Genomic DNA, 24079 nt, shown 5'->3' with positions numbered 1-24079 from the left:
TCCGCTACCCCATGTCCGCCATCACCCCGGCCCAGTCCCCGAAGTCGCCGCTCCAGAAGCTGCGTTCGGCCACCGGCTCCCGCCGTATCTACATGCACACCCTGCTCATCGGCGTCGCGGTCGTCATGCTGTACCCGCTGCTGTGGATGCTCAGCAGCTCCTTCAAGCCCGACACCGAGATCTTCACCCACCCCGGACTCATCCCGAACGCGCTGCGCCCGGAGAACTACTCCGAGGGCTGGAGCGGCTCAGGCAACTCCTTCTCCCTCTACATCACCAACTCGCTGATCGTCACCATCGGCGCGGTGATCGGCAACGTGATCTCCTGCTCGCTGGCCGCCTACGCCTTCGCGCGCTTCGAGTTCCGCGGCAAGAAGATCTGGTTCGGCCTGATGCTCGGCACGCTCATGCTGCCCACGCAGGCCGTCCTGATCCCGCAGTACACGATCTTCTACAACCTGACCTGGATCAACACCTACCTGCCGCTCATCGTGCCGAAGTTCCTGGCCACGGACGCCTTCTTCATCTTCCTGATGGTGCAGTTCATCCGCTCCATCCCGCGTGAGCTGGACCAGGCGGCCATGATGGACGGCGCCAACCCCCTCCAGATCTACTGGAAGATCATCCTGCCGCTGATGAAGCCGGCCCTGATCACCACCACGATCTTCACCTTCATCTGGACGTACGACGACTTCCTCCACCAGCTCGTCTACCTCCAGCAGAACGACAAGTTCACCGTCCCCCTCGGCCTGACCCTGTTCATGGACCAGACGAGCGGCTCCTCGTACGGCGCGATGTTCGCCATGTCGACACTCGCCCTCCTGCCCACGCTCATCTGTTTCCTGGTCTTCCAGAAGAGGCTGGTCGAAGGCCTGGCGACCTCCGGCATGAAGGGCTGACACGTGCATCTCCCTCACCAGCGCGGTCCGTTGCACGATCTGCCGGACGATCCCGCCGCGTACGACGCCGTCCTCGCCGCCGTCACCGAGGAGGCCCTCGCCCGGCTCACGCCGGAAGGCAGCCTCGAACACCCCGCCGCCGTGGACGACATCGGGGACACGTCGCTGGGCATCACCTCCCTGCTCGCGCTCGCCTGGCGGCGCACGAAGGACCCGCGCCTGCCGGAGGCCGTCCGGCGCAGCCTCGCCTTTCACCTCCACGAGCGGGTGTTCACCGAGGACAACCCCGGCTACCCGAACCTGAGTGTGCGCAACTCCGGTCTGCCGTACGCCCGTTACGTGGTGGAGGCGGGCGCGCATCCCATCGGTGACTGGCCGAGCACGGTGTGGGCGCTGCTCCAGGCGGTCAATGTCCTGGACACGGCCGACGGGCTCGTCGACGACGAACAGCGGGATGAGCTGCTGAAGTCGGCGGTCGGCTACTGGCGTTGGCTGACGGAGGCGACCTTCTTCAATCCGCAGGAGGCCGGCAACCAGGCCATCGGTTGCATCGTCGGCGGACTGATGCTCTCTCGCCATCTCCCGTCGGGGGAAGGCGAGTTGGTCCGCTCGCACGCGGTCAGCCTGTACGTCGAAGAGATCCGCGCCCATCGCGTACGAGACCGGGGCGCCCTCCTGCCCCCGGAGCACGGCGGCGCCTACGACAACAACTACGGCCCGATCTCCCTCTCCTTCCTCGCCCAGGCCCACCGGATCAGCGGCGAGGAGATCTTCGCCGAGGACGGTGACGCGCTCGCCCGCTACCTCGACGCGCGCCTGACCGTCGGCGGCTTCGACAACGGCGGCCCGCGCTACAGCGAACAGCACTCCGGGTTCGAGTCCGTCCTCGGCCTGCGCTACTTCGGCGACCGCATCGGCGCCGACCTCGGCCGCTACCGGGGCGACACCCGCTGGGGCCGGCACGCGGTCCAGCGGGACGGCGGCATCGACGGCCACTTCGCCTTCATGCTGGTCTGGCAGATCCAGGACACCACGCCCTGGCACCGCACGCCGTCGAAGGACCCCGTACGCCATCAACTCCGCGCGGGCACGGTCTCGGTGGCCTTCGACGACAGGATGACCCCGTCACTCGTCGAGGCGGGCGGCACGTACTACCTGCCCGCCGCCGTCAACCGCCAGCACGGCTTCGGCCCGGTCACCGACGGTTTCCTGCTGTGCCGCCCGATGGGCGAGACCCGGGTCCGCGACCTGCGCACCGACGCGCTGACGGCCAAACTCGTCACCAAGCCCGTCGTCGGCCGCGACCACGTCCTGCGCCACGTCCGATCCCTGTACGTCACGGACGGCGCGAGCCTGTGGATGACCGTCGCCGTGGAACGGCTGGACGGAACCCCCTACCTGCTCGCCGGGCTGCCGTACGCCACCGACGACGGCGACCGGGTGCGCAGGACCGCTGAGGCCGACGTGACCTCCGCCGGCGACCTGCGCCTCACCCACCCGGCGACGGAGAGTGTGGACCACTTCGACGCCCGCGCGGAGACGACGCAGCAGCAGGCGGCCTTCGCCCTCGCGGCCGACCCGCGCGGCTACGGCAACCCGGACGAGGGCTGGCGCCACCTCGTCGCCTCCACCGCCTTCGAAGCGGGACCGGCTCCCGGCGCACCGGAGGACCTGCACATCTTCGCCGTGCGCTACGGCCCCGGCGGCCCGTTCACCCCGGTCTTCGACCTCACCCCCGCGGGACTGACCGTCCGCACCGAGGCGTTCACCGCCCTGATCGGGGACCCCGCGGGCGATGCTCGTGGGGAGCCGGAGCTGGAACTCGGTCCCCGCTGACCGCAGCCCCGACGACCAGGTCGGCGCGGTCCCGCGTGGCGGCGACCAGGTCGGCGTTGCGCTGGTCCGTGCCGAGCACCCACGCGACCGCCGTGTCGTGGTCCTTGCCGAACTCCTCGTGCCGGGCCACGAGACGGCGTACGCGTTCGGTCTCGTCGAGCTCGCAGAACCAGACCTCGTCCAGCTGCGACCGTACCCGGGTCCACGCGTCGTCGCGGAGCAGCAGGTAGTTGCCCTCGGTGATGACCAGGCGGGCGGTGCGGGGGACGGGGACGGCGCCCGCGATGGGCTGTTCCAGGGTGCGCTCGAAGCCGGGCGCGTAGATCAGGTCGTCCTGGTCCTCGCGTAGCCGGCGCAGCAGCGCCGCGTACCCCGCCGCGTCGAACGTGTCGGGGGCACCCTTGCGGTCGCGGCGGCCCAGGCGGTCCAACTCGACGTCCGCGAGATGGAACCCGTCCATCGGCACGTGCGCGACCCGGGCGGGCCCGTCACCGTTCAGTTCCTTGACCAGTCGCTCGGCGAGCGTCGTCTTGCCCGATCCCGGGCTGCCCGCGATGCCGAGGAGGGCGCGGTGCCCAGGACGTACGAGGGACGCGGCACGCCCCAGGAGGTCGTCGAAAGCCATCGGCTCGTCCGAGGTCACGGACCCTCCTACCGGCCGGCCCGCAGTATCCGTACGACAGCCGTCCCGCCGTCCAGATCGACGGTCGTCCGGTTCGGCGGAGCCCCGTCCTCCTCGTCGTCCCGCATCACCAGCGCCGACTGACGCTCCTTGAGCTCGTTCTGCTTGCCCGGCGAGAAACTCGCGTGGAGCTGCTCGAACCCGGTTGCGGATATCTGCCCCTGGCGCGCTCCGTTCCGCCAGGGCAGCATGCCCGACCGGCCCACCCGCAGCAGCAGTTGGTCCACGAAGGCCAGCAGCGTCAGCAGGATGACGAGTCCGGGCAGGGTCATGAAGACGGCGAATCCCATGGCCCCAGTATCCGTGCCCGGAGGTGGATTCCGGCCAGGCGGGTATCGCCTTTGGCCTCTTCGCGGTGAATTCGGCCTATGCTGATGCAGCTGTTGAATTCTGGTCAATATCTGGCGCCCGCAGTGGCCGGACACGGGGAGAAACTTCATGTCGCAGCAGAGCCCCACGCTCGCCCCCCAAAGCTATCGCGCCTACTTCGACCACCTGCTCGGCTGCCCGAAGTGCAGCACCCCACCACGGCGCTGCGACGACGGCACCGCGCTCTACCGGACCTACCGGGCCGACTTGAAGAAGTCCTAGGGCACCTCGACCGCCCCGAGGCCGTGTGGTGTGCGCCACCCCGTGGCCGGGGCCCCTCGGGGCACACTGCACCGTATGACAGAGCAGCTCGGTCTTCCGAAAGAAATCCTGGCCTGCCTCTTCGATCTCGACGGGGTCATCACCAAGACCGCCGTCGTCCACGCGGCCGCCTGGCAGCGGACGTTCGACGAATTCCTCCACCAACGTGACGGCGACGGGTTCCGTCCCTTCACCGACGCCGACTACAACGACCACGTGGACGGACGCCCGCGCGCCGACGGCGTCCGCGCCTTCCTCGCCTCGCGGGGAATCGAACTGCCCGAGGGGTCGCCCGACGACCCGCCGGACAGTCCGACTGTCCAAGGCCTTGGCAACCGCAAGAACAACCTGCTCCTCGAACTGATCCGCAGCGGCGGCGTGGAGGCGTACGACGGCACACTGCGCTATGTCGAGGCGGTCCGCGCGAGCGGTCTGCGGACCGCGGTCGTCTCCTCCAGCACCAACTGCCGGGACATCCTGCGCGCGGTGGGCGCCGAGTCCCTCTTCGAGGTCAGGATCGACGGCGTCGTCGCAGCCGAGCGCAGACTGCCGGGCAAGCCGAAGCCGGACACCTTCCTGGCAGCCGCGCGGGACCTCGGAGCCGACGCGTCCCAGGCAGCCGTCTTCGAGGACGCGCTGGCCGGCATGGACGCGGGCCGCTCGGGCCACTTCGGGTACGTCGTCGGGGTCGACCGCGTCGGCCAGGGAGCCGCCCTGCGCGCGCACGGCGCGGACATCGTCGTACGGGATCTCGCGGAACTGGGGGAGAGCGCGTGATCACTCACACGTCGTACGCCGTCGAGCCGTGGGCCCTGCGTGAGCACGTCCTCAACCTCGACGTACTGCCGCAGAGCGAGTCCGTGTTCGCCCTGTCCAACGGCCATGTCGGCTGGCGCGGCAACCTCGACGAAGGCGAACCGCACGGCCTTCCGGGCTCCTACCTGAACGGCGTCCACGAAGTCCACCCACTGCCCTACGCCGAAGCCGGATACGGCTACCCGGAGTCCGGGCAGACGGTCATCAACGTCACCAACGGCAAGGTGATCCGGCTGCTGGTCGACGACGAGCCGTTCGACCTGCGCTACGGACGGCTGCGCTCCCACGAGCGCGTCCTCGACCTGCGCACCGGTCTGCTCACCCGGAGCTGCGAATGGACCTCACCGGCGGGCGACACGGTCCGTGTGCGCTCCACCCGGCTGGTGTCCTTCACCCAGCGCGCGATAGCCGCTGTCAGTTACGAGGTGGAGGCCGTCGACTCCCGGGTCCGTGTCGTCGTCCAGTCGGAACTCGTCGCCAACGAGCAACTGCCGGGCCGCAACGGAGACCCCCGGGCCGCGATCGTCCTGGAGTCGCCGCTCGAAGGTGAGGAGCACTTTGCCCAGGGCGGGCGGCTGCGACTGGTGCACCGCACCCGGCGCAGCGGGCTGCGCGTCGCCACCGCCGCCGACCACGCCGTCACCGGCCCCGAACCGACCACGACGAGCGGCGAGAGCACCGCCGACGTCGCCCGCCTCACCGTCACCTCCGTCCTGGAGCCCGGACAGAAGCTGCACGTGGAGAAGCTCGTCTCCTACGGCTGGTCGAGCACCCGGTCCCTGCCCGCTCTGCGCGCCCAGGCCGACGCGGCGCTCGCGTCGGCCCAGCACGGCGGCTGGCAGGGCCTCGTCGACGAACAGCGGGCCTATCTCGACGACTTCTGGGCCCGCGCGGACGTCGAGGTGGACGGCGACGAGGAGATCCAGCAGGCGGTACGGTTCGCGCTGTTCCACGTCCTGCAGGCAGGTGCCCGCGCCGAACAGCGCGCGATACCCGCGAAGGGGCTCACCGGATCCGGATACGACGGCCACGCGTTCTGGGACACCGAGACCTTCGTACTGCCGCTGCTCACCTACACCGCACCCGGTGCCGTGGCCGAGGCACTGCGCTGGCGCCAGAACACACTGCCCGCCGCCCGCGAGAGGGCGGCCCAACTCGGCCTGGGCGGCGCGGCGTTCCCCTGGCGGACCATAGCGGGCGAGGAAGGCTCGGCGTACTGGCCTGCCGGGACCGCCGCGTTCCACGTCAACGCCGACATCGCCGACGCCGTCGTGCACTACACGGCCGTCACCGGCGACAAGCCGTTCGAACGCGACACCGGGGTCGAACTGCTCGTGGAGACGGCGCGCCTGTGGCGGTCGCTGGGCCACCACGACCACCAGGGAGGGTTCCACATCGACGGGGTGACGGGCCCCGACGAGTACAGCGCCGTCGCGGACGACAACACGTACACCAACCTGATGGCCCGTACGAACCTGCTGGCGGCCGCGGACGTCGTCGAGCGCCACCCGCGGCAGGCCGAGGCCCTCGGGGTCGACGACGAGGAGAGCGCCGCCTGGCGCGACGCCGCCGGCGCCATGCACATCCCCTACAACCACGAACTAGGCGTCCATGAACAGCACGCCGGGTTCACCAGCTACCAGCGTTGGGACTTCGCCACCACCCGCCCCGACCAGTACCCGCTGATGCTGCACTTCCCGTACTTCGACATCTACCGCAAGCAGGTCGTCAAGCAGGCCGACCTGGTGCTGGCCATGTACAAGTGCAGCCCCTACTTCGACGACGAGCACAAGGCCCGCAACTTCGCCTACTACGAGCCCCTCACCGTCCGCGACTCCTCCCTGTCCGCCTGCTGCCAGGCCGTGATCGCGGCCGAGGCGGGCCATCCGGGTCTCGCCTACGACTACTTGGTGGAGGCCGCGCTGATGGATCTGCGCGACCTGGAGAACAACACCCGGGACGGCCTGCACATCGCCTCCCTGGCCGGAACCTGGATGGCCCTGGTCGCGGGCTTCGGCGGTCTGCGTCACCACGGCGACACCCTGGAGTTCAAGCCCCGGCTGCCGGAGCGCTTCCACCGCCTCGCCTTCAACCTGGAACTCCTCGGCCGCCGGCTGCGTGTGGAGATCGGACCGGCCACCGCCACCTACACGCTCGTGAGCGGCGAACCCCTGGAGATCCGCCACTACCACGAACCGGTCACCGTCGAAGCCGACAAGCCCCAGGGCCTGCGGATCCCGGCCCCCAGGCTGCGCCCCGCCCCCGAACAGCCACCGCACCGGCGGCCGAACAGTCACGGGTGAGGCGCAGCCAGGGAGATCAGTCGCGGGCGATGTTCGGCGCGATGTCCTCGTAGCGCTCCACCTGGTTCACGGTCGCCGAGCTGCGCGCGGCGGCCGTGGTCTGCGGCTTGCCGCAGAAGGCGGATTCCAGCGTGCGGCTGAGGGTGGTGAGCACGGTGCCGTTGTTCGAGGTGTTGGCGAGCGCGGTGACGCTGCGCTTGCCGTCCTTCGAGGTGAACGCGTACGTGTAGTAGCCCTGGACGGTGCCCGTGTGCCCGTACACGGAGACACCGCACGACAGGTCGCGGCGGCGCAGGCCCAGACCGTAGCCTTGGGTGCTGTTCACCGGCGTCCACTGCTGCATCTGAGCGAGCTGGGCGGCGGACATGAGCCTTCCGCCGAGCAGCGCGGAGAAGAAGGTGTTCAGGTCGTGGGTGGTGGAGATGATCGCGCCCGCGCTCTGTGCCCAGGAGACGGTCTGCTCGGTGGAGTCGACCGGGGTGCCGCCTTCGTCGGGCGGGAGGTAACCGTTGGCGTGGCGGCCCGCGATCGCGGTGTTCGGGTGGACGTAGGAGGTGCCGGTCAGCTTCAGCGGCTTGATGATGCGCTTCTGGTACTCCGTGCGGACGGACTGCCCGGTGAGCTTCTCGATGAGCATGCCCCCCACGACGAAATTGGTGTTCGAGTACGAGTAGGCCGCGCCCGGCGCGTTGGTGAGCGGCTTCGCCAGGGACAGGTCCACCAGGTCCTGGTAGCTGAACACCTTGTTGCGGACGGCCTCGAAGCCCGGGACCGTCTGCTCGAACATGTCGTTGGTGTAGTCGTACAGGCCGCTGCGGTGGCTCAGCAGATGGCGCACGGTGATCCGGTCGTCGGGCAGCAGCCCCGGGAGATAGCTGTTCACGGATGTGTCCAGGTTGAGCTTGCCCTCGTCGACCAGTTGCAGCAGCACCACGGCGGTGAAGGACTTGCTGACACTGCCGACACGGAACCGGTCGTACGTGGTGAGGGCGCGCCCGGTGACCCGGTCGGCGTCTCCCTCCGACAGCCGGTGGACCGTGCCGTTGTCGTCGACTCTCACCATCGCGCCGGGCGCCCCCTGCGACAGAGCCGTACGCAGCACCTCGCGCAGCCCCGCGTCATCGGGCGCCGCCAACTCCCCGGCGGCGACGCTTGCTTCACGCACGGTGCCCGAAGGAGTCGCCGCATGCGCGGGGACTGCCAGGAGGGACAGCAGAACCGCGCCAAGCGCCGTACCCGTGCCCACCGTTCCTGAGACCATCTGATTCTTCTCCCGAGTTGCTTCTGCCGGTGCGGATTCCCGGCCCGAGCCGCGCCGCGGATGCGGGCGTATTCACCATCTCTACGCGCAGGAGGGGCTTGTGGGTTGCATTGCCCGTGGAGGAATCAGAAACAGCGAAAGGTGAAGGTGAGTTGGGACGGCGGCGTGTCAGGCGCCGAAGAGCTGCGTCCAGTACGTGCCCGCCTTGCCGCCGCCGGCCAGGCCTATCCCTATGTGGGTGAAGGCGGGCTTGAGGATGTTGGCGCGATGGCCGGGGCTGTTCATCCAGCCGAGGACGACCTCGGCGGGGGAGCGCTGGCCGCAGGCGATGTTCTCGCCGAGGGTGCGGCGCCTTCTGCCCGCGGCGGCCGCCCGGTCCCAGGGCTGGCTGCCGCCGGGGGAGGTGTGGGAGTAGAAGGCACGGGCCACCATGTCGGAACTGTGCGCCTGCGCCGCGTTGGTGAGCAGCGGGTCGACCGACAGGGGCCGTAGACCGGCTGCGGTCCGTTCGGCGTTGGTGAGCGCGACGACCTTGTTCTCCGTCCGCACCAGGTCGCCGGGGCTGAAGGGCCGTGCCCACAGGGCCGTCCAGTACAGGTCGCCGGAGCGGTCGGGGACGTACGCCAGACCGACCTGGCTGAACACGCGCTCGCACAGCGTGGTCCGGGACTGCTCGGCCGAGAGGCAGTACTCCACGAACTCACGTGGTGTGCGGGGGCCGGAGACCAGATGTTCGCCGACGGTGAGATACGCGTATCCGGTCGAGGTGACGCGCTGGTACAAGGAGGTGCCGTCCGGGCTCTCGGAGCTGAGCACCCCGCGGGCGGCCATGTCGGAGGCGTGGGCGCGCGCCGCTGCCGCCAGCCGTGCGTCGAGGGACACGGGCGGGGAACCGGCCCTGGCACGGGCGGAGTTCACCAGGCCGAGGAATCCGTCCGTGTCGGGCACGGCGTTCCCTCGGCCGGTCGGCGCGTTGGAACGGGGCGCGGCGCTCATCCGTCCAGTCGGCCCGCCACGGTGGGCCGCGGTGTTCAAACGGCCGACCGAGGCGCCCGGCGACGCGTCGTCCTCGGCGACATCGACCCCGAAGTCCCGTGCCAGGCCCGCCAGTCCGTCCGCGTACCCCTGGCCCAGCGCGCGCAGCTTCCACCCTCCGCCACGGCGGTAGATCTCGGCGAGTAGCAGCACGGTCTCCCGCTGCGGACGCGGCGGGGTGAAGCGGGCGAGGGTGCGAGGGCCCGGTCCGCCGACATGCAGGGTGGGCGCGGGCAGCCGAGCCAGGGGCGTCGAGGGGTCGGCGGAGCTGATGACCACCGTGACGCGGCTGGCCCCGGCCCGCAGTCGGAGGGGATCGATGGTGAGCCGCTCTCCCTGGAGCCGGGTGCCGGGCGCGGCCGGCTGGTTGTAGAACACGAAGTCGCCGTCGCCGCGCACCTTTCCGCTGTCGTCGGTGATCAGCGCGCAGACGTCGAAGGGGCCCGGCACCCGGAGGGTCAGGATGCCGCCCGGCAGGGGCACGTTGCCCCCGGGAACCAGCTCGGTCATGGTGCCGCCCCGTCGACGTAGTGATCCGTACCGGCCTGCGACGAGGGAGTTCACGTCACAGGCCGTCGGATGGTCAACGGTCCGTCGGCGCTCCGGGGTTCCCGTCGATGCTCGGGCGGTCACCCGCTGCCGGGCGCATCGAGCGCAGAGCCATCAGGAGTACGCCGATGTCGTCCAGGTAGATGGGGTCGGGCAGCAGATCGGCCGGGAGCAGGAGATAGGCGACGGCGCCCCAGAAGACCCAGCGGGGGCCGGACGGAAGCCCGGCACGGCGCAGGTCGCGGCGGGCACGGACGAGCCGGACCAGGAGCGCGATCGCCACCCCGAGCAGGACGGCACCCAGGATCGCGACGATGAGGATGACTGTCCAGGTCGTGGATTCCATGCGTCCGTCCAGGGCTCTCGGCGGGAAGTTGCTCCCTACGTCTTCCCGCTCGTGCCCTTCCTATCGCGCCGGACCGCTCCGAACTCAGGTCCGCGGCACGTTGCCGTCCACCAGAGCCTGGCTGACGGCACGGATGCTGCGGGCGATGTGCTGAAGCTGCAGCACCTCGGCCGCGTACAGCTTGATGGTGTGCTCGATGACCCCCTCGTGCAGGCCGAGGGCGGGCAGTTCGGCACGCGCGGTCTGCAGGGCGGTGCGGGCGACCCGTATCTCGTGCTGCACCTGGATCTGTGCGTGGCGGGCCAGGAGCACGGGGTGCTTGATCAGCGCGGGGTAGCTCGCGTAGCGAGACGGCACCAGCTCGCGCAGCCACCTGACCGCGGATCGCTCCCAGTCGAAGCTGCCTGGGGTCTTGACCTGGCACGGCCAGTCCGAGGTGATCGGTGAGTACGTCGTCAGGGCCATGTTCATCGCTTCCGGGTTACGTCGGCGGGGGAGTCTGGGGCGGCCCCGGTCTAGGGGATGGCCGGGGCCGCCACCACGGCCACCCGGGCCCCAGGGCGGGTAGGAGCGGAGAGCCCCGGGTGGACGCGAGCAGTATTTATATATACCGCCGGTTACGCAAGAACATGAAAATTTTCATGCGTGATTCGGTGTGAAAGATCCGGAGATGTGATGGTTTCGGGGGATTCTCAGTCCTTGAGGAAGAACTGGTGCTGCTCGGCGACCTGCTCGTACTCCTCCAGGCGGGCCTGCGTCCGCTCCGGATCGTCGTCGGTCATGGCCTGGAGCAGCGCCGCCGACATCACGACGGGCGCCGCGTAGGAGTCGAACACGAGGCGCGACCCGGTGCCCGTGGCGAAGGTGACGTCGGCCTCGTCCGCCACCGGGCCGAGCGCCAGGTCGGTGATCAGCGCCACCCGTAGGCCCGCGCTGCGTGCCACCCGTACGGCGGTGAGCGTCTCCTGGGCGTGCCGGGGCATGTCGAAGGCGAGCACCCAGGTGCCGCCCGCCTCGCGGGACTGGAGCAGCGCGTCGTAGGCGACACTGCCGCCCCGGGTCACCAGCCGCACATCCGGGTGGATCCGCCGTGCGGCGTACGCGAAGTACTCGGCCAGCGAGACGGAGATCCGCAGCCCGAGGACGGTCAGTGGCGCCGACTTCGACAGCGCCCGGCCGATGCGGATCACCTCGTCGGGGTCGGCGAAGTCCCGGCGCAGGTTCTCCAGATTCTGGATCTCGGCGTCCACCGCCGCCTGCAACTCGTTGCTCGTGGCCTCCGCCGGTGTGCCCGGCGTGCTGCCGAGGGTGCTGAGCGCGATCGACTGGAGCTTCTCCCGTAGCGCGGGGTAACCACTGAAGCCGACCGCCGCGGCGAAACGGGTCACCGAGGGCTGGCTCACCCCCACGCGCTCGGCGAGGTCGGTGATCGACAGGAACGCCGCCTCGGTGATGTGCTCGATCAGGTACTGGGCGATGCGTCGCTGACCAGGGGAGAGCCGGGGCCCGTCGAACAGTTCCCTGAGCTGGGACGTGGGAGCCACGCCCACCTCAGGGGCCGTCTTCCCCGAGGTGATCGCAGATGCCTGCGCACGTGCCTGCTGCGGCGATGGCACAGATGTGCCTCCTTCGTGTCCCACAAGCACTCAACATAGCTCACGGACAGTGTTGGCCCCGGTGGGTGGCACCGGGCGTGACATGCGCGGTTCCCGTTTCGCCCGCGCCTGCGGGGTACCCGCGACAGCACCACAAGTTGCCTGCTCGAAGGCGGAATTCCCGGATGAGTGATGGAGCGATGGTCCGCAGCGGTCGGCGCCGTGTCCGTCGGGCGGCGACGGGCACGGCGCGGGAGGGCGCAGCCAGGGCCGGGCTGGTCGCGCGGGGTGTGATCTATCTGCTGGTGGGCGTCCTGGCGCTGCGGATCGCCTTCGGAGACGGCGGGCGCGAGGCGGACCGGAGCGGTGCGCTGGAGGAGATCTCCTCGAAGCCCTTCGGGGCCGTCCTGCTGTGGGCCCTGGGTGCCGGACTCGTCGGTATGTCGCTGTGGCGGCTGTCCGAGGCGCTCTTCGGCGCGGTCGGGCCCGATGGCGGCAAAGCCCGGAAGCGGCTCATGTCCACCGTGCGCTGTGTCTTCTACGGCTTCGTCGCTTACTCGGTCCTCTCCTTCGCCGCGGGCTCGGGAGGCTCGGGCTCCAGCGACGAACAGTCCCGGGACGTGACGGCGAAGGCGATGGGGATACCCGCGGGCCAGTGGATCGTGGGCGCCGCCGGAGCCGGCCTTGTCGTGGCGGGTGTGTGGATCGCCGTCCGGGCCGTGCGGCGCAAGTACCGCAAGCATCTGAAGCTCGGCGAGATGTCGCCCCGGACCCGCCGCGCGGTCGACACGGCGGGGGTGGCCGGCGGCGTGGCGCGCGGAGCGGTGTTCGCGGCGCTCGGGGCCTTCGCCGTGCGGGCCGCCGTCGACTACGAGCCCGACAAGGCCAAGGGCGTGGACGACACACTCCGATCCTTCACCGAAACCCCGATGGGCCCCTGGTTGCTGGCATGCGTCGCCGTGGGCCTGGCCCTGTTCGGAGCGTTCTCCTGCGCGATGGCGCGGTGGCGCAAGGTGTGAGAACGGCATGTCCGCGGGCCGGTTCTGTTCCGACGGCCTGAACTCACCTCGGTTCGCGATGACTTGACGACGAGTCATGGACACCGTGTGGCGCGGGAGTTGAGGATGGAGTCCCCATCCGTAGGAGTTGTTCACATGCATAGACGACGCCTGCTCTCCGGCGCGGCCGCCCTCACCGGCTCCGCCGCCCTCGCGCCCTCGCTGACGGGCACCGCGCAAGCCGCGCCCCAAGCCGCCCCGCGCGCCGCCTCACCCGTGCTGCCGACCCCGGCCGAGATCACCACCGTCCTGCGGCGCGTGGCCGACCAGTGGATCGCCACCCATACGAACTCCGGCGACAACGGCTGGGCCAACGCCACCTTCTTCAGCGGGCTGCTCGCCCTCCAGCGCCTGACCGGCAGCGCCCGCTACCTCAACTACGCCCGGAGCTGGGCGGAGAAGCACGCCTACGGACTCAGCGGCGGAGTGACCACCCGCCACGCGGACAACCACAACGCCGGACAGGCCTACCTCGATCTGTACGCGCTCGAGCCCGACGCGCAGAAGCTCACCGCCATCGAGACGTCCCTGCGCCGCATGGTCTACACGGACCAGCCCGCCAAGAACGACGACTGGTGGTGGGACGACGCCCTCCACATGGCCATGCCGCCCTTCGCCCGCCTGGGCGCCCTCCGTCAGGACCCCCAGTTCTGGGAGAAGCTGTACTCCCTCTACAACCACACCAAGCGCATCGAGGGCGGCCCCGGCCTGTACTCCGCCACGACGGGCCTGTGGTACCGCGACAAACGCTTCCTGCCCGGCGGCATCCTGTCCCCCTCCGGCAAACCGGTCGTGTGGTCGCGCGGCAACGGATGGGTGGCGGGCGGACACGTCAAGACGCTCAAGGCCCTCCCATCCACCGAGCGGCACACCGCCGAGTACCGCGACGCCCTGACCCGCCTGGTGAGAGCCTTGGCCGGCGTGCAGCGCACCGACGGCTTCTGGAACGTCAACCTCGCCGACGCCGCCCATCTGCCCGGCCCCGAGACCAGCGGCACGTCCTTCTTCCTCTACGGCACGTCGTACGCGATCGCCGCCGGCCTGGTCGACCGGAACACCTATCTCCCTGTTGCCGCCCGAGCCTGGAACGGCATGGTGAGCACCGCCGTTCACACCGACGGCTTCCTGGGCTACGTCCAGAACGTCGGCGACCGGCCGGAGTCCAGCCAGCCCGTCACCTACGACACCACCGCGAACTTCGGCGTCGGCGCCTTCCTGCTCGGCGGCACCGAACTCGCCCTGCTGCCACGCTAGTTCATGACGGTGCCCCCGCCGCTGGATCGCGGCGGGGGCACCTTGCGCACGGACCGGTCAGGGCTGTGCAGTGAGCGTGAAACTCTGCGCGGCGGAGCCGTCGCACGCTCGCTGAGTGAGCTGAACGCTGTTCGTGGCAGCACTCGCCGCACTCAGGCACTTGCCGCTGTGGCGGGCCGTGAAGTGGTAGCGCCCGGTGCTCTCCTTCACCGGAAGCCACTGCTGGTTCTGTCCGCCCCCGTAGGTCCACAGCTGGAGCACCGCGTTGTCGGCTGTGGAGACGCCGGCCACGTCGATGACCTGCTGCGGGCTAGTGCGGATACCGGCCTGCCGGTAACCGCTGTCGGTCGAGCGGAACTGGAACTGCTGCGCCTGCGTGCCGTTGCAGGCGTACTGCTGGATCGCGGTTCCGTTCGCCGTGGCGGCCGAACGGGCGTCCACGCAGGTGCCGTTGCCGGCGTTCGTCAGTGAGTACCAGGAGGTCTCGGAGATCGAGTCCTCCGGCGGGGTCGTGGTGTCGGCCCCGCCCAGCCACTTGAGACCGTCCAGCAGGAACTGGTTCTGGGTCGCGCTCGCGAACGTCGACGACAGACGCGTGTTGGTCGTGTAGTTCATCGCGTTGTGGCCGAAGTTCGCGTACAGCATCTTGTACTGCGTGTTGGTCCACACGATCGGGTAATAGCCGCTGTACCACGTCTGGTTGGGATCCGTGCCCACCGGGAAGCCGCTGGCGTCGATCGAGGCCAGGATCTTGATGTTCGGGTTCTGCCGCAGATCGTTGGACCAGCTGTACCACTCGCTGACCGACGAGGTGAACGTGGCCGGCAGGTTCTTGGTGGACGCGTGCGTACGGTCCTCGACCTTCAGGACCGTTGCCGTGGGACCCCAGGTGTTCGTCGAGAAGTTACCGGAGCCCAGCAGCGTGTTGTGGTACCACGACCAGGCCGACGCATTGGTCGTGAACGCCGAGACATGGAAGCCCAGCCAGGCGCCGCCACCTCGCATGTACGTCTCGAACCCCGCCCGCTGGGCGGACGTCTGCGGCAAGTCGTCGAGGAACAGCACGACTTGGTACGCGTTGACGCCACCGTTGCTGAGCAGGTCCCAGTTGTTGCTGGCCGTGTAGGTGAAGCCGTTGGCCGCGGCCTGCTTGGGGAACCAGTCGTTCGCGTCCTTGACGAAGTCGATGTGCGCGGCGTCCCAGGTGCCGCTGTAGAGGGCGAGCACCTTGAACGGGGCGGCGGCGGTGCTGGTCTGGGCGGCGGTGCTCGCCTGGGCGGCGGGTGGTGCCGCCAGGCCGAGCAACGTCGCCAGCAGGACAAGTACCTTCAATGCCGCACGTGCCGGACCGGAACTGCTGATGCGCATGGACGATCCTTCCCGTATGTCAGGGGTAGCTGACGAGGTTGGCGACGTTGGTGGAGGAGTTGGACGGGCCGCCGTTGTTGTTGGCGACATGCCGGATCGTGCCCACGCCGCCCAGGGAGACGGTCACCATGTTCGTCAGACGGGTGCCGCCGTTGCTCGGTACCTCGTAGGCACGCTCGGCCGCGACGGCCGGGTTGACGTTGAAGTAGCAGTAGCTGCCGAGCCCCCAGGCCTGATGGCTGGTGACGGAGTCGGCGACCTTGTAGGCGGCGTAGCCCTGCGTGGAGCCGTTCATCCAGGCGGCCTGGTTGGGCGGGTCGTACGGCATCTCGTTCTGGTAGAAGTACGTCTTGCCGCCGTTGCCGTTCCAGATCGTCTGGTACTTCTGGTAGTGCTCCACGAACAGCCCGTACGCCGTCACGTTGTCGCCGTTGACGATGAGCCCGGTGTCCGCGGTGTTGGTGGTCCATCCGACGCCGGTGCCGTGGTCGGCGCGCCAGATCCACATGTGGTCGGCGATGACGTTGTCACTGTTGACCACGAGGCTGGTGGTCGCCTTGCCCACGGCCGCGCCGCCGACGCGGAAGTACACGTCGTGCAGGGACGTCGGGTTGGCGGTGTGGGTGGCGGTGGCGCCGGCCGGGCCGATCTCGACCAGCGTCTGCGAGTTGGTCGTGCCCGCGTCGAAGAGAACGCCCGCGATCTTGACTCCGTCGACGTCGGCGACCTTCATCGCGGTGACGCCGTTGTCCGGGATGAAGGTGGCGAGGCCCAGGCCGAGGATGACCGTGTCCGCACGGTTCACCTGCAGCGTCTGGTCCAGGTGGTAGACACCGGGCGTGACCAGGAGGTTCTTGCCCTCGGCCAGCGCGGCGTTGATCTGCGAAGCGGTCGAGCCGGCCTTGACGATGTAGAACTGGTCGATCGGGAGCGAGCTCCCGGCGGTGGTGCCGCTCGCCCAGCTGGTTCCGGTGGAGTTCGACCGCAGGCTCGGCACGAACACCTGGTAGGCGCCGGCGCTGTCGACGTACAGGTACGGCTTCTCACGCGTGACCGGGCTCTGCGCCACCGTGGTGTACGGCGGGCTGGGGAAGCTGTTGGCCGGCACACCCTGGCTGCCGACGAAGACCATGTTCCAGTTGGAGCCGGTCCAGCTGCCGAGCTGGGAGTTGCGCGTCAGCCACTGCTGCTGGCTGCCGGAGTTCACCTGGCCGTCGATCTTGGTGTCGGCCATGTAACCGCCGCTGGACCAGCCGCCGTCGTCCAGGGCGAGGTTGCCGCGTACGTGCATCCGCCGGTAGGACGAGGCCTGGGAAACGGCCCAACGGTCGCCGCCGCTCGTCGGGTTGACCGAGAGGTTCTCGGCGCCGCGCCAGAAGTTCTGGGTGGCGTTGCCCTGGAACCAGTCGGCCTCGGCGTGCACCGCGCCGTTGATCGTCACCGAGTCCGGGGACTGGCCCAGGCCGAGGACCTGTGTGTAGAAGCCGACGTTGACGTCGGCGCTGTAGGTGCCCGGCTTGAACATCACGGCGTAGCGCTGGGAGCCGAACTGGTTGGTCTGCTGCTGCTGGAAGATGCTGTTCAGCCGGGTCTGGATGGTCGACGCCGACATCGACGGGTCGAACACGACCACGTTCGGGCCGAGGTCGACTCCGTTGGACGGCGGCTGGGTCACGGCCGCCACCTGGAACCGCTGGGCCGCGGACCCGTTGCAGGTGTACTGGACCAACTGCACGCTGTCGGCGGTCGACGCGCTGGGCACGTCCAGGCACTTGCCGCTGTTCCGGTTGACGAAGTGGTAGTTGCCGGCGCCCTCGTCCACGGGCAGCCACTGCTGGTTGTTGCCGCCGCCGTACGCCCACAGGTGGACGAGGGCGTTGTCGGCCGTGGACACGTCGCTCACGTCCACGACCTGGTTGGTGTTGTTGCCGTTGTTGATCCGTACGTAGCCGTCGCTGGTGGTGGTGAGACTCCACTGCTGGGCCGTGGAACTGTTGCAGGTGTACTGCTGCACCGCGGTGCCGTTGGCCGTTGCCGCGGACCTGGCGTCCAGACACTTGCCGCTGCCCGCGTTGACCATGGTGGCGAATCCGGTGGGCAGCGCGGCGGCCGCCTCCTGCGGCGAGGCGATCGTGAGTCCGGTCACCGTGCTCGCCATGACGGCGACCACGGTCAGGAGTTTCGCTGTCCGGTGGCGACCGGACTCTCTCTTTGGTCTGGGCACGGCTTTTCTCCTGTGTGGATGGGGGGTGGAAAAGAGGGGGGTGCGGGCTGTGTCCGTCAGCCGGTGTACCTGGCGAAGATGCTGGTGAACTGCCAGGCGGTCTGGGCCACGCCGGAGCACGTGTCGTCGTTCGGGTAGGCGCCGGAGCAGGGGCGGTCGCGGTTGACCGACCAGAACGTCAGCCGCGCCAGGTGGTGCTGCTGCGCGTAGCTGAGGATGGTCTCGAAGTTGGCGGGGGTGACCGTCTCGTTGACGTCGGTGATCCCGTTCATGGACGAGATGCCCATGCCCCGGTACGCCTGGTCGTCGGTGTATCCGTACGCGTTCTTGAGCGCCGTCTTGAGGCCCTCGGCCGCCTGGATGGTGAGCGTGCCCATGTTCTGGCCGGCCCCGCCGAAGTCGAACGGCATGATCGTCCAGCCGTCGACGGTGAGCCCGGAGGCCGCGGCCCGGTTGATGAGGCTGGTGTCGGGTCCGCTCTGCCCGGTGCCGATGGTGACGTACACCTTGATGCCCGGGTTGTTGGCCTTGATCGTCTTGAGGGCGTCCACGGTGCGCTGCTGGACCGTCGCGTTGCTGTAGGCGTCGGCCTCGATATCGATGTCAATGGCCTTGAGCCCGTAGGCGTTGATGACCTTCTGGTACGCGGCCGCCAGTTCACCTGCGCTGGAGCAGGAACTCTCCAGCTTGTTGCCGCTGTAGCCGCCGAACGACGGGATGACGTCACCGCCGTTGGCGCGCACGGTGTTCACGGTCGTCTGGTCGACCCCGCCGGTCAGCGCGCGGCTGCCGTCCCACTGCGGGTTGCAGTAGCCGTTGCTGAGGACGAACGCAAGGGTGAACCACTTGACGCCGGTGGCGTTCATGACGGTGGTGGGGCTGGGCGGGCTGCCCCAGCCGTTGTAGATGTACGGGGCCACCGCCATCGGCGCGGAGGTGGTGGGAGGCGGGGTCGTGTCCGCGGCGGGCGCGGTCCACTTCTGGTTCGCGGCGCCGCCACAGGTCCAGATCTGGATGGGGGTGCCGTTGGCCGAAGTGTTGCCCGTGACGTCGGCACACTTGTTGGACTGCGTACCGACGAGGTCGCGGGCCGCGGAGACCGTCCACTTCTGGTTGGCGCTGCCGGCGCAGTCCCACAGTTGGAGCCTGGCCCCGTCCGCGGTCGAATTGCCGGTGACGTCAAGGCATTTGCCCAGGGCGCGGATGGTCCCGTCGGAGCCGACCGTCCACTGCTGGGCGGCGGTGCCGTTGCAGTCGTAGAGCTGTACGGCCGTGCCGTTCGCGGAGCTCGCCCCGGCGACGTCCAGGCACTTGCCGGCGAGGCCGGTGATCGTGCCGGTGGCGGCCGCGGCGGGTGAGGCGCTGAGGGCGCCGACGGAGAGAGTGAGCATGATCGTGGCGAGCGTGCCGCGCAGGGCGGCGGAGCGCGCAAGGGATTGTCTGGCGATCAAGATGATCACAGCCCTTCACACGTGGCTGAAGTGGGGGGTTCACGTCCGTGAGCGATGAACGCATGCATGGGACGCTGGTGATCGGTGAACCTATTGGTCTGAACCAGGCACGTCAAGACGTAAACTCAAGATGTGAATTAAGGGGGCCTTGAAAGTGAAGTGGACCTTGAAACGGGGGGCCCGCGCCAGGAGTTGAAGGATTCACAGCCGCTCGTGGTATTTCATGAGCTCAACGAGGCGTCCCACGACTTCAGCCTCGCGCCCGGTTCGACAACGCTCCGCTCGAACCGGCTCACCCACCCCCACGACTCCCAGTGGTGCTGCCCCATGAACAACCGCACGCTCCGACTCCCGCGCCGCGAAACCGTGATCGGCGTGGAACGCCTCCTCTTCTTCGGTGACGCGGTGTTCGCGATCGCCATCACGCTGCTGGCGTTGGACATCACCGTTCCCGAAGGGCTCGCCGACTCCGAGGTCGGTGCGGCGTTGCGGGACGCCGTGCCCAAGATGGGCTCGTACCTGCTGAGCTTCGCCGTGATCGGTGCGCTCTGGCTGGCACAGCACGCGCTGTTCCACCTGGTCGCCACGCTCGACCGCTGGTTGCTCTACCTCTATCTCGCCCTGCTCGCCGTGGTTGCCGCGCTCCCGTTCCCCACGCGGCTCCTCAATGAGTACGGCGATACTGCCGCGGCCACCGTTTTCTACGCCGCGACGATCACACTCGGCATCGCGCTGCTCGCCGCAATGGCCGCCCGTCTGCTGGTGCGGCCGTCCCTCGCCGTGGCGTCCGTGGAGCCCGGGCGCATCAAGGATGCCCTCCGGCGAAGCCTGTTGCTCCTCGGCGTTTTCGCCACCTCGATTCCGGTGGCCTTCGCCTCGCCCACGGCCGGCAAGTACTGGTGGCTCCTGGCGGTCGCGGCGCGCCCGCTGCTCCGAGGTCCGAAGACGCCTGAGCAGCAGGCGCCGGGGGTCACGGGAACAACTGCCTGAGGAAGGCGTTGTCGTACACCCGGTGCGGGTCGAGCCGGTCCAGTACGCCAGCCGTCTGCTCCCAGTCCGGTCCTTCGCCGTCGTCGAAGGAGGCGGGGACGGCGGAGCCGATGACTTCCTGGTCCGACCACGCGGCCTCGTCGGTGTAGGCCCAGCCCTTGGACCACTCGACGCGGGTGAGGGCGTGCCCGCCGTCGTACGTGGTGAGAAGGAAGCGCTCCAACTCCCGGTAGAACGCGGCCGCGTCGGCGGTGCCCGGCAGGGTGAGCACGTCCAGCCAGACGGCCGTGTCCCACTCGGGATGGTCGGCCCGGGGCCGCAACGCCGACAGCAGAGGTGCGCGGGCGTCCGTCGAGTCGGCGTCGGACGGCTCGTCGAGGCCGGTCACCCGGATCTCGACCGATCCGTTGACGGGATAGCTCCCGCGGGCGGCGTAGGTGGTGAGCAGTTCCCGGTAGAACGCGGTGAACTCGGCGACGACACGCTGCACTTCGGCTCGCGAGGTGTGCACGGCATAGCCGTTGGCGGTCACCCGCAGGGTGGTGGGCTTGATGTAGAGCAGCGTGTTCTTGGACGGCCCCCAGATGTCCGCGGACAGCGTGGCGGTCAGTCCCACGGCGGCCGCGGTGAACTGCGCGTTGCCCAGGACCGGAGCCAGGTACCAGGCCGCGTCGGACACGATCCGTCCGGCGAGGTCGGCCACGACCGTGGGGACGTTGTCAGAGAAGGGATAGTTGTACGGCGAGGTCACGCGGCGCGAGGTCAGCGGCTTGCTGGGGGTGACGCTCCAGATCTTCAGCCAGGGGAACTCGGTGAACGCGAACCAGATCGCCTCCGCGCGCCCCGCCTCGTCCAGGAAACTCGCGAAGGTACGTCTGCCGCTGTCGCCGCCCGGCGCCGCGAAGAGCTCGGCGGCGGGGATGTCGGTACGGCTGACACAGCGCAGGTTGGTGTTCGCGCCCGCGCGCAGCACGACCTCGGTGATCAGGGCGCGGCCCAGATGGGTGAGGAGCGCAGCGCAGTCAGCGTCGTCCCGCCCGAAGGTGCGCAGCACATAGGCGTCGCTGTCCGCGTCCCAGACCACCGCCGTCAGCGACAGCACAAGGTTGCTGAGCGAGCCGTACGTGTGTCCGGGCAGCCTGCTCTCGCCGTCGGCGGGAACCGCGGTGCCGTGGGCGTCGATGGCCAGCGCGCCGCCGAGCGTCAGGTCACCGGGGGCAGGGGTCGCGGTGAGGCCGAGACCGCGGTCTTCCAGGAAGCCGAGCAGCGTCTCGAGTGTGACGCCCGTGCCGGCCCGGACGGCGGCGGCGGGGGTGGTGGACTCCAGCGAAAGACCGGTCAGGCCGGGGACGGTGTCGACCAGCAGCACGGGAGCGTCCGCCTCGGTCCCCGCTGGGATGGTCAAGGGCGACCAGCCGTGGGAGGAGCCCCGTGCGCGCACCGTCCAGCCCTGCTGCCGGGCCCAGTTGACCACCTGGACGACCTGGTCCGCGTCGCCGGGCGCACAGGCCCACAGTCCGACGGCGGTGATCTCCCCGTCCCAGTTGCGGTACGCCGACCGGTAGACGTCGACGTCCTCGGGGAACCCGGGCAGTTCGGCGGCCGCCTCGGCCCGGCCCTGGAGCACGACTTGGGAACCGGCGGCGAGCGCGGCGGCGGTCAGCAGGAACCCTCGGCGCGACCATGCGGAGGGCTCTTCACCTCTTGAAGATTCGGTCATGTGTTCCACGCTAGGCAGCGGTTGACACGAATCAGTCCACTGTCGAAGCGCTTCACTCATTCGAGTGACAAACCCTCATAGGAGGTTCTTTGCGGACGCACAGGTATGACCGGTTGGGGTGGCGTCCTTCACGAGGGCGGGGAGGTGCCAGACTGACGGCATGGACGAGCGCGTATTCGGCAGGTCAGGTCAGCAGGCTTCGGTCATCGGTCTCGGCACGTGGCAGTTGGGGGCGGACTGGGGCGACGTGAGTGATCAGGACGCCCTGGCTGTGCTCGAGGCGGCAGCCGAGTCGGGGGTGACCTTCTTCGACACGGCCGACGTGTACGGCGACGGGCGGAGCGAGCAGACGATCTCGACCTTCCTGCGCGGCAGGCCGGACCTGCATGTGCTGGTCGCCACCAAGATGGGCCGCCGCGTCGACCAGATCCCGGAGAACTACGTCCTCGACAACTTCCGCGCCTGGAACGACCGTTCCCGCCGCAACCTCGGCGTCGACCGCCTCGACCTCGTGCAGCTGCACTGCCCGCCGACGCCGGTCTACTCCTCCGGTGAGGTGTTCGACGCCCTCGACGCCCTCGTCGAGGAGGAGCGGATCGCCGCGTACGGCGTGAGCGTCGAGACGTGCGAGGAGGCGCTGACGGCGATCGCCCGCCCCCATGTGGCGAGCGTCCAGATCATCCTCAACGCGTTCCGCATGAAGCCCCTGCGGCAGGTGCTCCCGGCGGCGCAGGAGGCGGGCGTCGCCATCATCGCCCGTGTCCCGCTGGCCTCCGGCCTGCTCTCCGGCAAGTACACCAAGGACACGGTCTTCGCGGCGGACGACCACCGCACGTTCAACCGCCACGGCGAGTCCTTCGACCAGGGCGAGACCTTCTCCGGCGTCGACTACGCGACCGGCGTGGAGGCGGCGGCCGAGTTCTCCTCCCTCGCCCCGGAAGGCGCCACCCCCGCCCAGCTGGCGCTGCGCTGGATCATCCAGCAGCCCGGTGTGACCACGGTGATCCCGGGCGCCCGTTCCCCGGAGCAGGCCCGCGCCAACGCGGCGGCGGCAAAGCTGCCCGAGCTGTCGCAGAAGACCCTCGACGCGGTCGAGGACCTCTACGAGCGGCGGATCAAGGAGCAGGTGGAGGGCCGCTGGTAGCCGCTGGTGCGGGGGCTGCGAGGTGAAGGCGGCGGCCGATCCTGGTCAGCTATTGGCCGCCACCGGAGTGATCCCCCCGCCCCCGGAGAGCCCCCGCCCCCGAGAGCGCGCCCAGCTGCCTGTCATGCAGGCGGCTCAGCACCAGCACCGAGACGGTCGCCCCGATCAGGGCGCAGAACATGTCCCACTGGGTGTCCCAGACATCCCCCTGGGTGGCCAGGAAGTCGTCCGCGGCGTGTCCGCCGATCACCGCGGCCGCCCATTCGAACATCTCGAAGACCGCGCTGAACGCGAGACAGGCGCACACGGTCAGGGGTGCCAGCCAGCGACTGCCGCGCAGCGGTGAGGTCCGGCTCAGCAACTCCCGGACCAGGACGGCAGGAACGAAGCCCTGCATGAGGTGCCCGAACCGGTCGTAGGGATTGCGGTCGAGCCCCAGCCCGTCCCGCACCCAGTCGCCCAACGGGACCTGCGCGTAGGTGTAGTGCCCGCCCACGGCGAGTACGAGCGCATGTGCCGCGAGCAGGCAGTACAGCAGATTCGTGAGGGGAAAGCGCCGCCGGTACAGGACGGCCAACGGCAGCCCGATCAGCACCCACACGGTCTCCAGGAACCAGGTCGTAACGTCGTGCGGGTGCCAGGCGGAGACGGCCAGTCCCGCGACGACGATCACTACGAGCGCGACCGGGAGAATCCTCCGCGGGGCGCGTTCCGGCATGGGGTCGTCGAGCGTCGGCAAGGCGTCGTTCATCGGGCGACGCTTGAGCGAGGCGAGGTGAACTCCGGTCATCGGCGGTCTCCTTGGTCCAGGTGGCCCCATGCTGCTGGAGCACGCGACCGGGGACATGAGTACGCCTACTCACTTCGCGGAGGGCCCTTCCCTGGAAGGCGACCCGATGTCCTCCGGGCCGCAACGCA

Annotated in this window: 21 protein-coding genes; 9 read left to right on the top strand and 12 right to left on the bottom strand. The window is 69.3% G+C overall.

Annotated features, from left to right (window positions below; all coding sequences use genetic code 11):
* Nucleotides 1-11 precede the first annotated feature (11 nt).
* Both OG266_RS02985 and OG266_RS02980 read left to right on the top strand, forming a co-directional pair.
* Nucleotides 12-899, top strand: a complete 888-nt coding sequence (locus OG266_RS02985; protein WP_266471507.1) for a carbohydrate ABC transporter permease — start codon at nt 12-14, stop codon at nt 897-899.
* Between the two features lie 3 nt (nt 900-902).
* Nucleotides 903-2735 (top strand): hypothetical protein, encoded by a 1833-nt coding sequence (locus tag OG266_RS02980; protein ID WP_371542392.1) that lies wholly within the window; start codon nt 903-905, stop codon nt 2733-2735.
* Here OG266_RS02980 and OG266_RS02975 read toward each other — a convergent pair.
* Nucleotides 2665-3360: a nucleoside/nucleotide kinase family protein gene (locus OG266_RS02975; protein ID WP_266474904.1), complete on the bottom strand. Its 696-nt coding sequence runs from the start codon at nt 3358-3360 to the stop codon at nt 2665-2667. The two genes, OG266_RS02980 and OG266_RS02975, sit on opposite strands and share 71 nt — an antisense overlap.
* Nucleotides 3361-3386: 26 nt before the next feature.
* Entirely contained in the window at nt 3387-3707 is a 321-nt protein-coding gene (locus tag OG266_RS02970) for a DUF6191 domain-containing protein (RefSeq protein ID WP_266471503.1), read from the bottom strand.
* Nucleotides 3708-3855: 148 nt separating this feature from the next.
* On the opposite strand from OG266_RS02970, the gene OG266_RS02965 reads away from it, so the two are divergent.
* The 3 genes from OG266_RS02965 (at nt 3856) to OG266_RS02955 (ending at nt 7166) form a co-directional block, all read left to right on the top strand.
* Nucleotides 3856-4008, top strand: coding sequence for a hypothetical protein (locus tag OG266_RS02965; RefSeq protein ID WP_266471501.1), 153 nt, complete (start codon nt 3856-3858; stop codon nt 4006-4008).
* A 75-nt stretch (nt 4009-4083) separates the two neighbouring features.
* Entirely contained in the window at nt 4084-4824 is a 741-nt protein-coding gene (locus OG266_RS02960) for an HAD family phosphatase (RefSeq protein WP_266471500.1), read from the top strand.
* Entirely contained in the window at nt 4821-7166 is a 2346-nt protein-coding gene (locus OG266_RS02955; protein WP_371542388.1) for a glycoside hydrolase family 65 protein, read from the top strand. The genes OG266_RS02960 and OG266_RS02955 overlap by 4 nt, the downstream gene beginning before the upstream one ends.
* 16 nt (nt 7167-7182) lie before the next feature.
* On the opposite strand, the gene OG266_RS02950 is transcribed toward OG266_RS02955, so the two are convergent.
* The 5 genes from OG266_RS02950 to OG266_RS02930 all read right to left on the bottom strand — a co-directional run bounded on the left by OG266_RS02950 (nt 7183) and on the right by OG266_RS02930 (nt 11973).
* A complete protein-coding gene (locus OG266_RS02950) occupies nt 7183-8427 on the bottom strand; it encodes a serine hydrolase (protein WP_266471498.1) in 1245 nt (414 codons plus the stop codon).
* A gap of 168 nt (nt 8428-8595) precedes the next feature.
* Nucleotides 8596-9972, bottom strand: coding sequence for a CAP domain-containing protein (locus tag OG266_RS02945; RefSeq protein ID WP_371542385.1), 1377 nt, complete (start codon nt 9970-9972; stop codon nt 8596-8598).
* A 73-nt stretch (nt 9973-10045) separates the two neighbouring features.
* Nucleotides 10046-10357, bottom strand: a complete 312-nt coding sequence (locus tag OG266_RS02940; RefSeq protein ID WP_266471493.1) for a DUF1232 domain-containing protein — start codon at nt 10355-10357, stop codon at nt 10046-10048.
* A gap of 84 nt (nt 10358-10441) precedes the next feature.
* Nucleotides 10442-10822, bottom strand: a complete 381-nt coding sequence (locus tag OG266_RS02935; RefSeq protein WP_266474902.1) for a hypothetical protein — start codon at nt 10820-10822, stop codon at nt 10442-10444.
* A 227-nt stretch (nt 10823-11049) separates the two neighbouring features.
* Entirely contained in the window at nt 11050-11973 is a 924-nt protein-coding gene (locus OG266_RS02930) for a MurR/RpiR family transcriptional regulator (RefSeq protein WP_266471491.1), read from the bottom strand.
* Between the two features lie 164 nt (nt 11974-12137).
* On the opposite strand from OG266_RS02930, the gene OG266_RS02925 reads away from it, so the two are divergent.
* Both OG266_RS02925 and OG266_RS02920 read left to right on the top strand, forming a co-directional pair.
* On the top strand, nt 12138-12971 hold the full coding sequence (locus tag OG266_RS02925; RefSeq protein WP_266471488.1) for a DUF1206 domain-containing protein: 834 nt from the start codon (nt 12138-12140) through the stop codon (nt 12969-12971).
* A gap of 135 nt (nt 12972-13106) precedes the next feature.
* Nucleotides 13107-14264, top strand: a complete 1158-nt coding sequence (locus OG266_RS02920; RefSeq protein WP_266471483.1) for a glycoside hydrolase family 88 protein — start codon at nt 13107-13109, stop codon at nt 14262-14264.
* A gap of 57 nt (nt 14265-14321) precedes the next feature.
* Here the strand turns inward: OG266_RS02920 and OG266_RS02915 are convergent, their stop codons facing one another.
* The 3 genes from OG266_RS02915 to OG266_RS02905 all read right to left on the bottom strand — a co-directional run bounded on the left by OG266_RS02915 (nt 14322) and on the right by OG266_RS02905 (nt 19247).
* On the bottom strand, nt 14322-15632 hold the full coding sequence (locus tag OG266_RS02915) for an RICIN domain-containing protein (RefSeq protein WP_266471481.1): 1311 nt from the start codon (nt 15630-15632) through the stop codon (nt 14322-14324).
* A gap of 19 nt (nt 15633-15651) precedes the next feature.
* Nucleotides 15652-17790 (bottom strand): RICIN domain-containing protein, encoded by a 2139-nt coding sequence (locus OG266_RS02910; RefSeq protein ID WP_266474900.1) that lies wholly within the window; start codon nt 17788-17790, stop codon nt 15652-15654.
* A gap of 122 nt (nt 17791-17912) precedes the next feature.
* Complete coding sequence (locus OG266_RS02905; RefSeq protein WP_371552626.1) at nt 17913-19247, bottom strand: ricin-type beta-trefoil lectin domain protein; 1335 nt, start codon at nt 19245-19247, stop codon at nt 17913-17915.
* 273 nt (nt 19248-19520) lie between these two features.
* Here OG266_RS02905 and OG266_RS02900 point away from each other — a divergent pair, with 273 nt between their 5' ends.
* Entirely contained in the window at nt 19521-20297 is a 777-nt protein-coding gene (locus tag OG266_RS02900; protein WP_371542379.1) for a TMEM175 family protein, read from the top strand.
* Here OG266_RS02900 and OG266_RS02895 read toward each other — a convergent pair.
* The gene (locus OG266_RS02895; protein ID WP_266471477.1) at nt 20278-22017 is read right to left on the bottom strand and encodes a cholesterol oxidase substrate-binding domain-containing protein; all 1740 of its coding nucleotides are present in this window, start codon (nt 22015-22017) and stop codon (nt 20278-20280) included. The two genes, OG266_RS02900 and OG266_RS02895, sit on opposite strands and share 20 nt — an antisense overlap.
* A 160-nt stretch (nt 22018-22177) precedes the next feature.
* Here OG266_RS02895 and OG266_RS02890 point away from each other — a divergent pair, with 160 nt between their 5' ends.
* Nucleotides 22178-23161, top strand: coding sequence for an aldo/keto reductase (locus OG266_RS02890; protein ID WP_371542375.1), 984 nt, complete (start codon nt 22178-22180; stop codon nt 23159-23161).
* 49 nt (nt 23162-23210) lie between these two features.
* On the opposite strand, the gene OG266_RS02885 is transcribed toward OG266_RS02890, so the two are convergent.
* Complete coding sequence (locus OG266_RS02885; protein WP_329550007.1) at nt 23211-23879, bottom strand: DUF2238 domain-containing protein; 669 nt, start codon at nt 23877-23879, stop codon at nt 23211-23213.
* Nucleotides 23880-24079 lie beyond the last annotated feature (200 nt).

It is taken from the genome of Streptomyces sp. NBC_00554, assembly GCF_041431135.1.
GTDB lineage: Bacteria > Actinomycetota > Actinomycetes > Streptomycetales > Streptomycetaceae > Streptomyces.
Note: the sequence above shows the minus strand (reverse complement) of the source record. Positions and strands in the feature narration are given on the sequence as shown.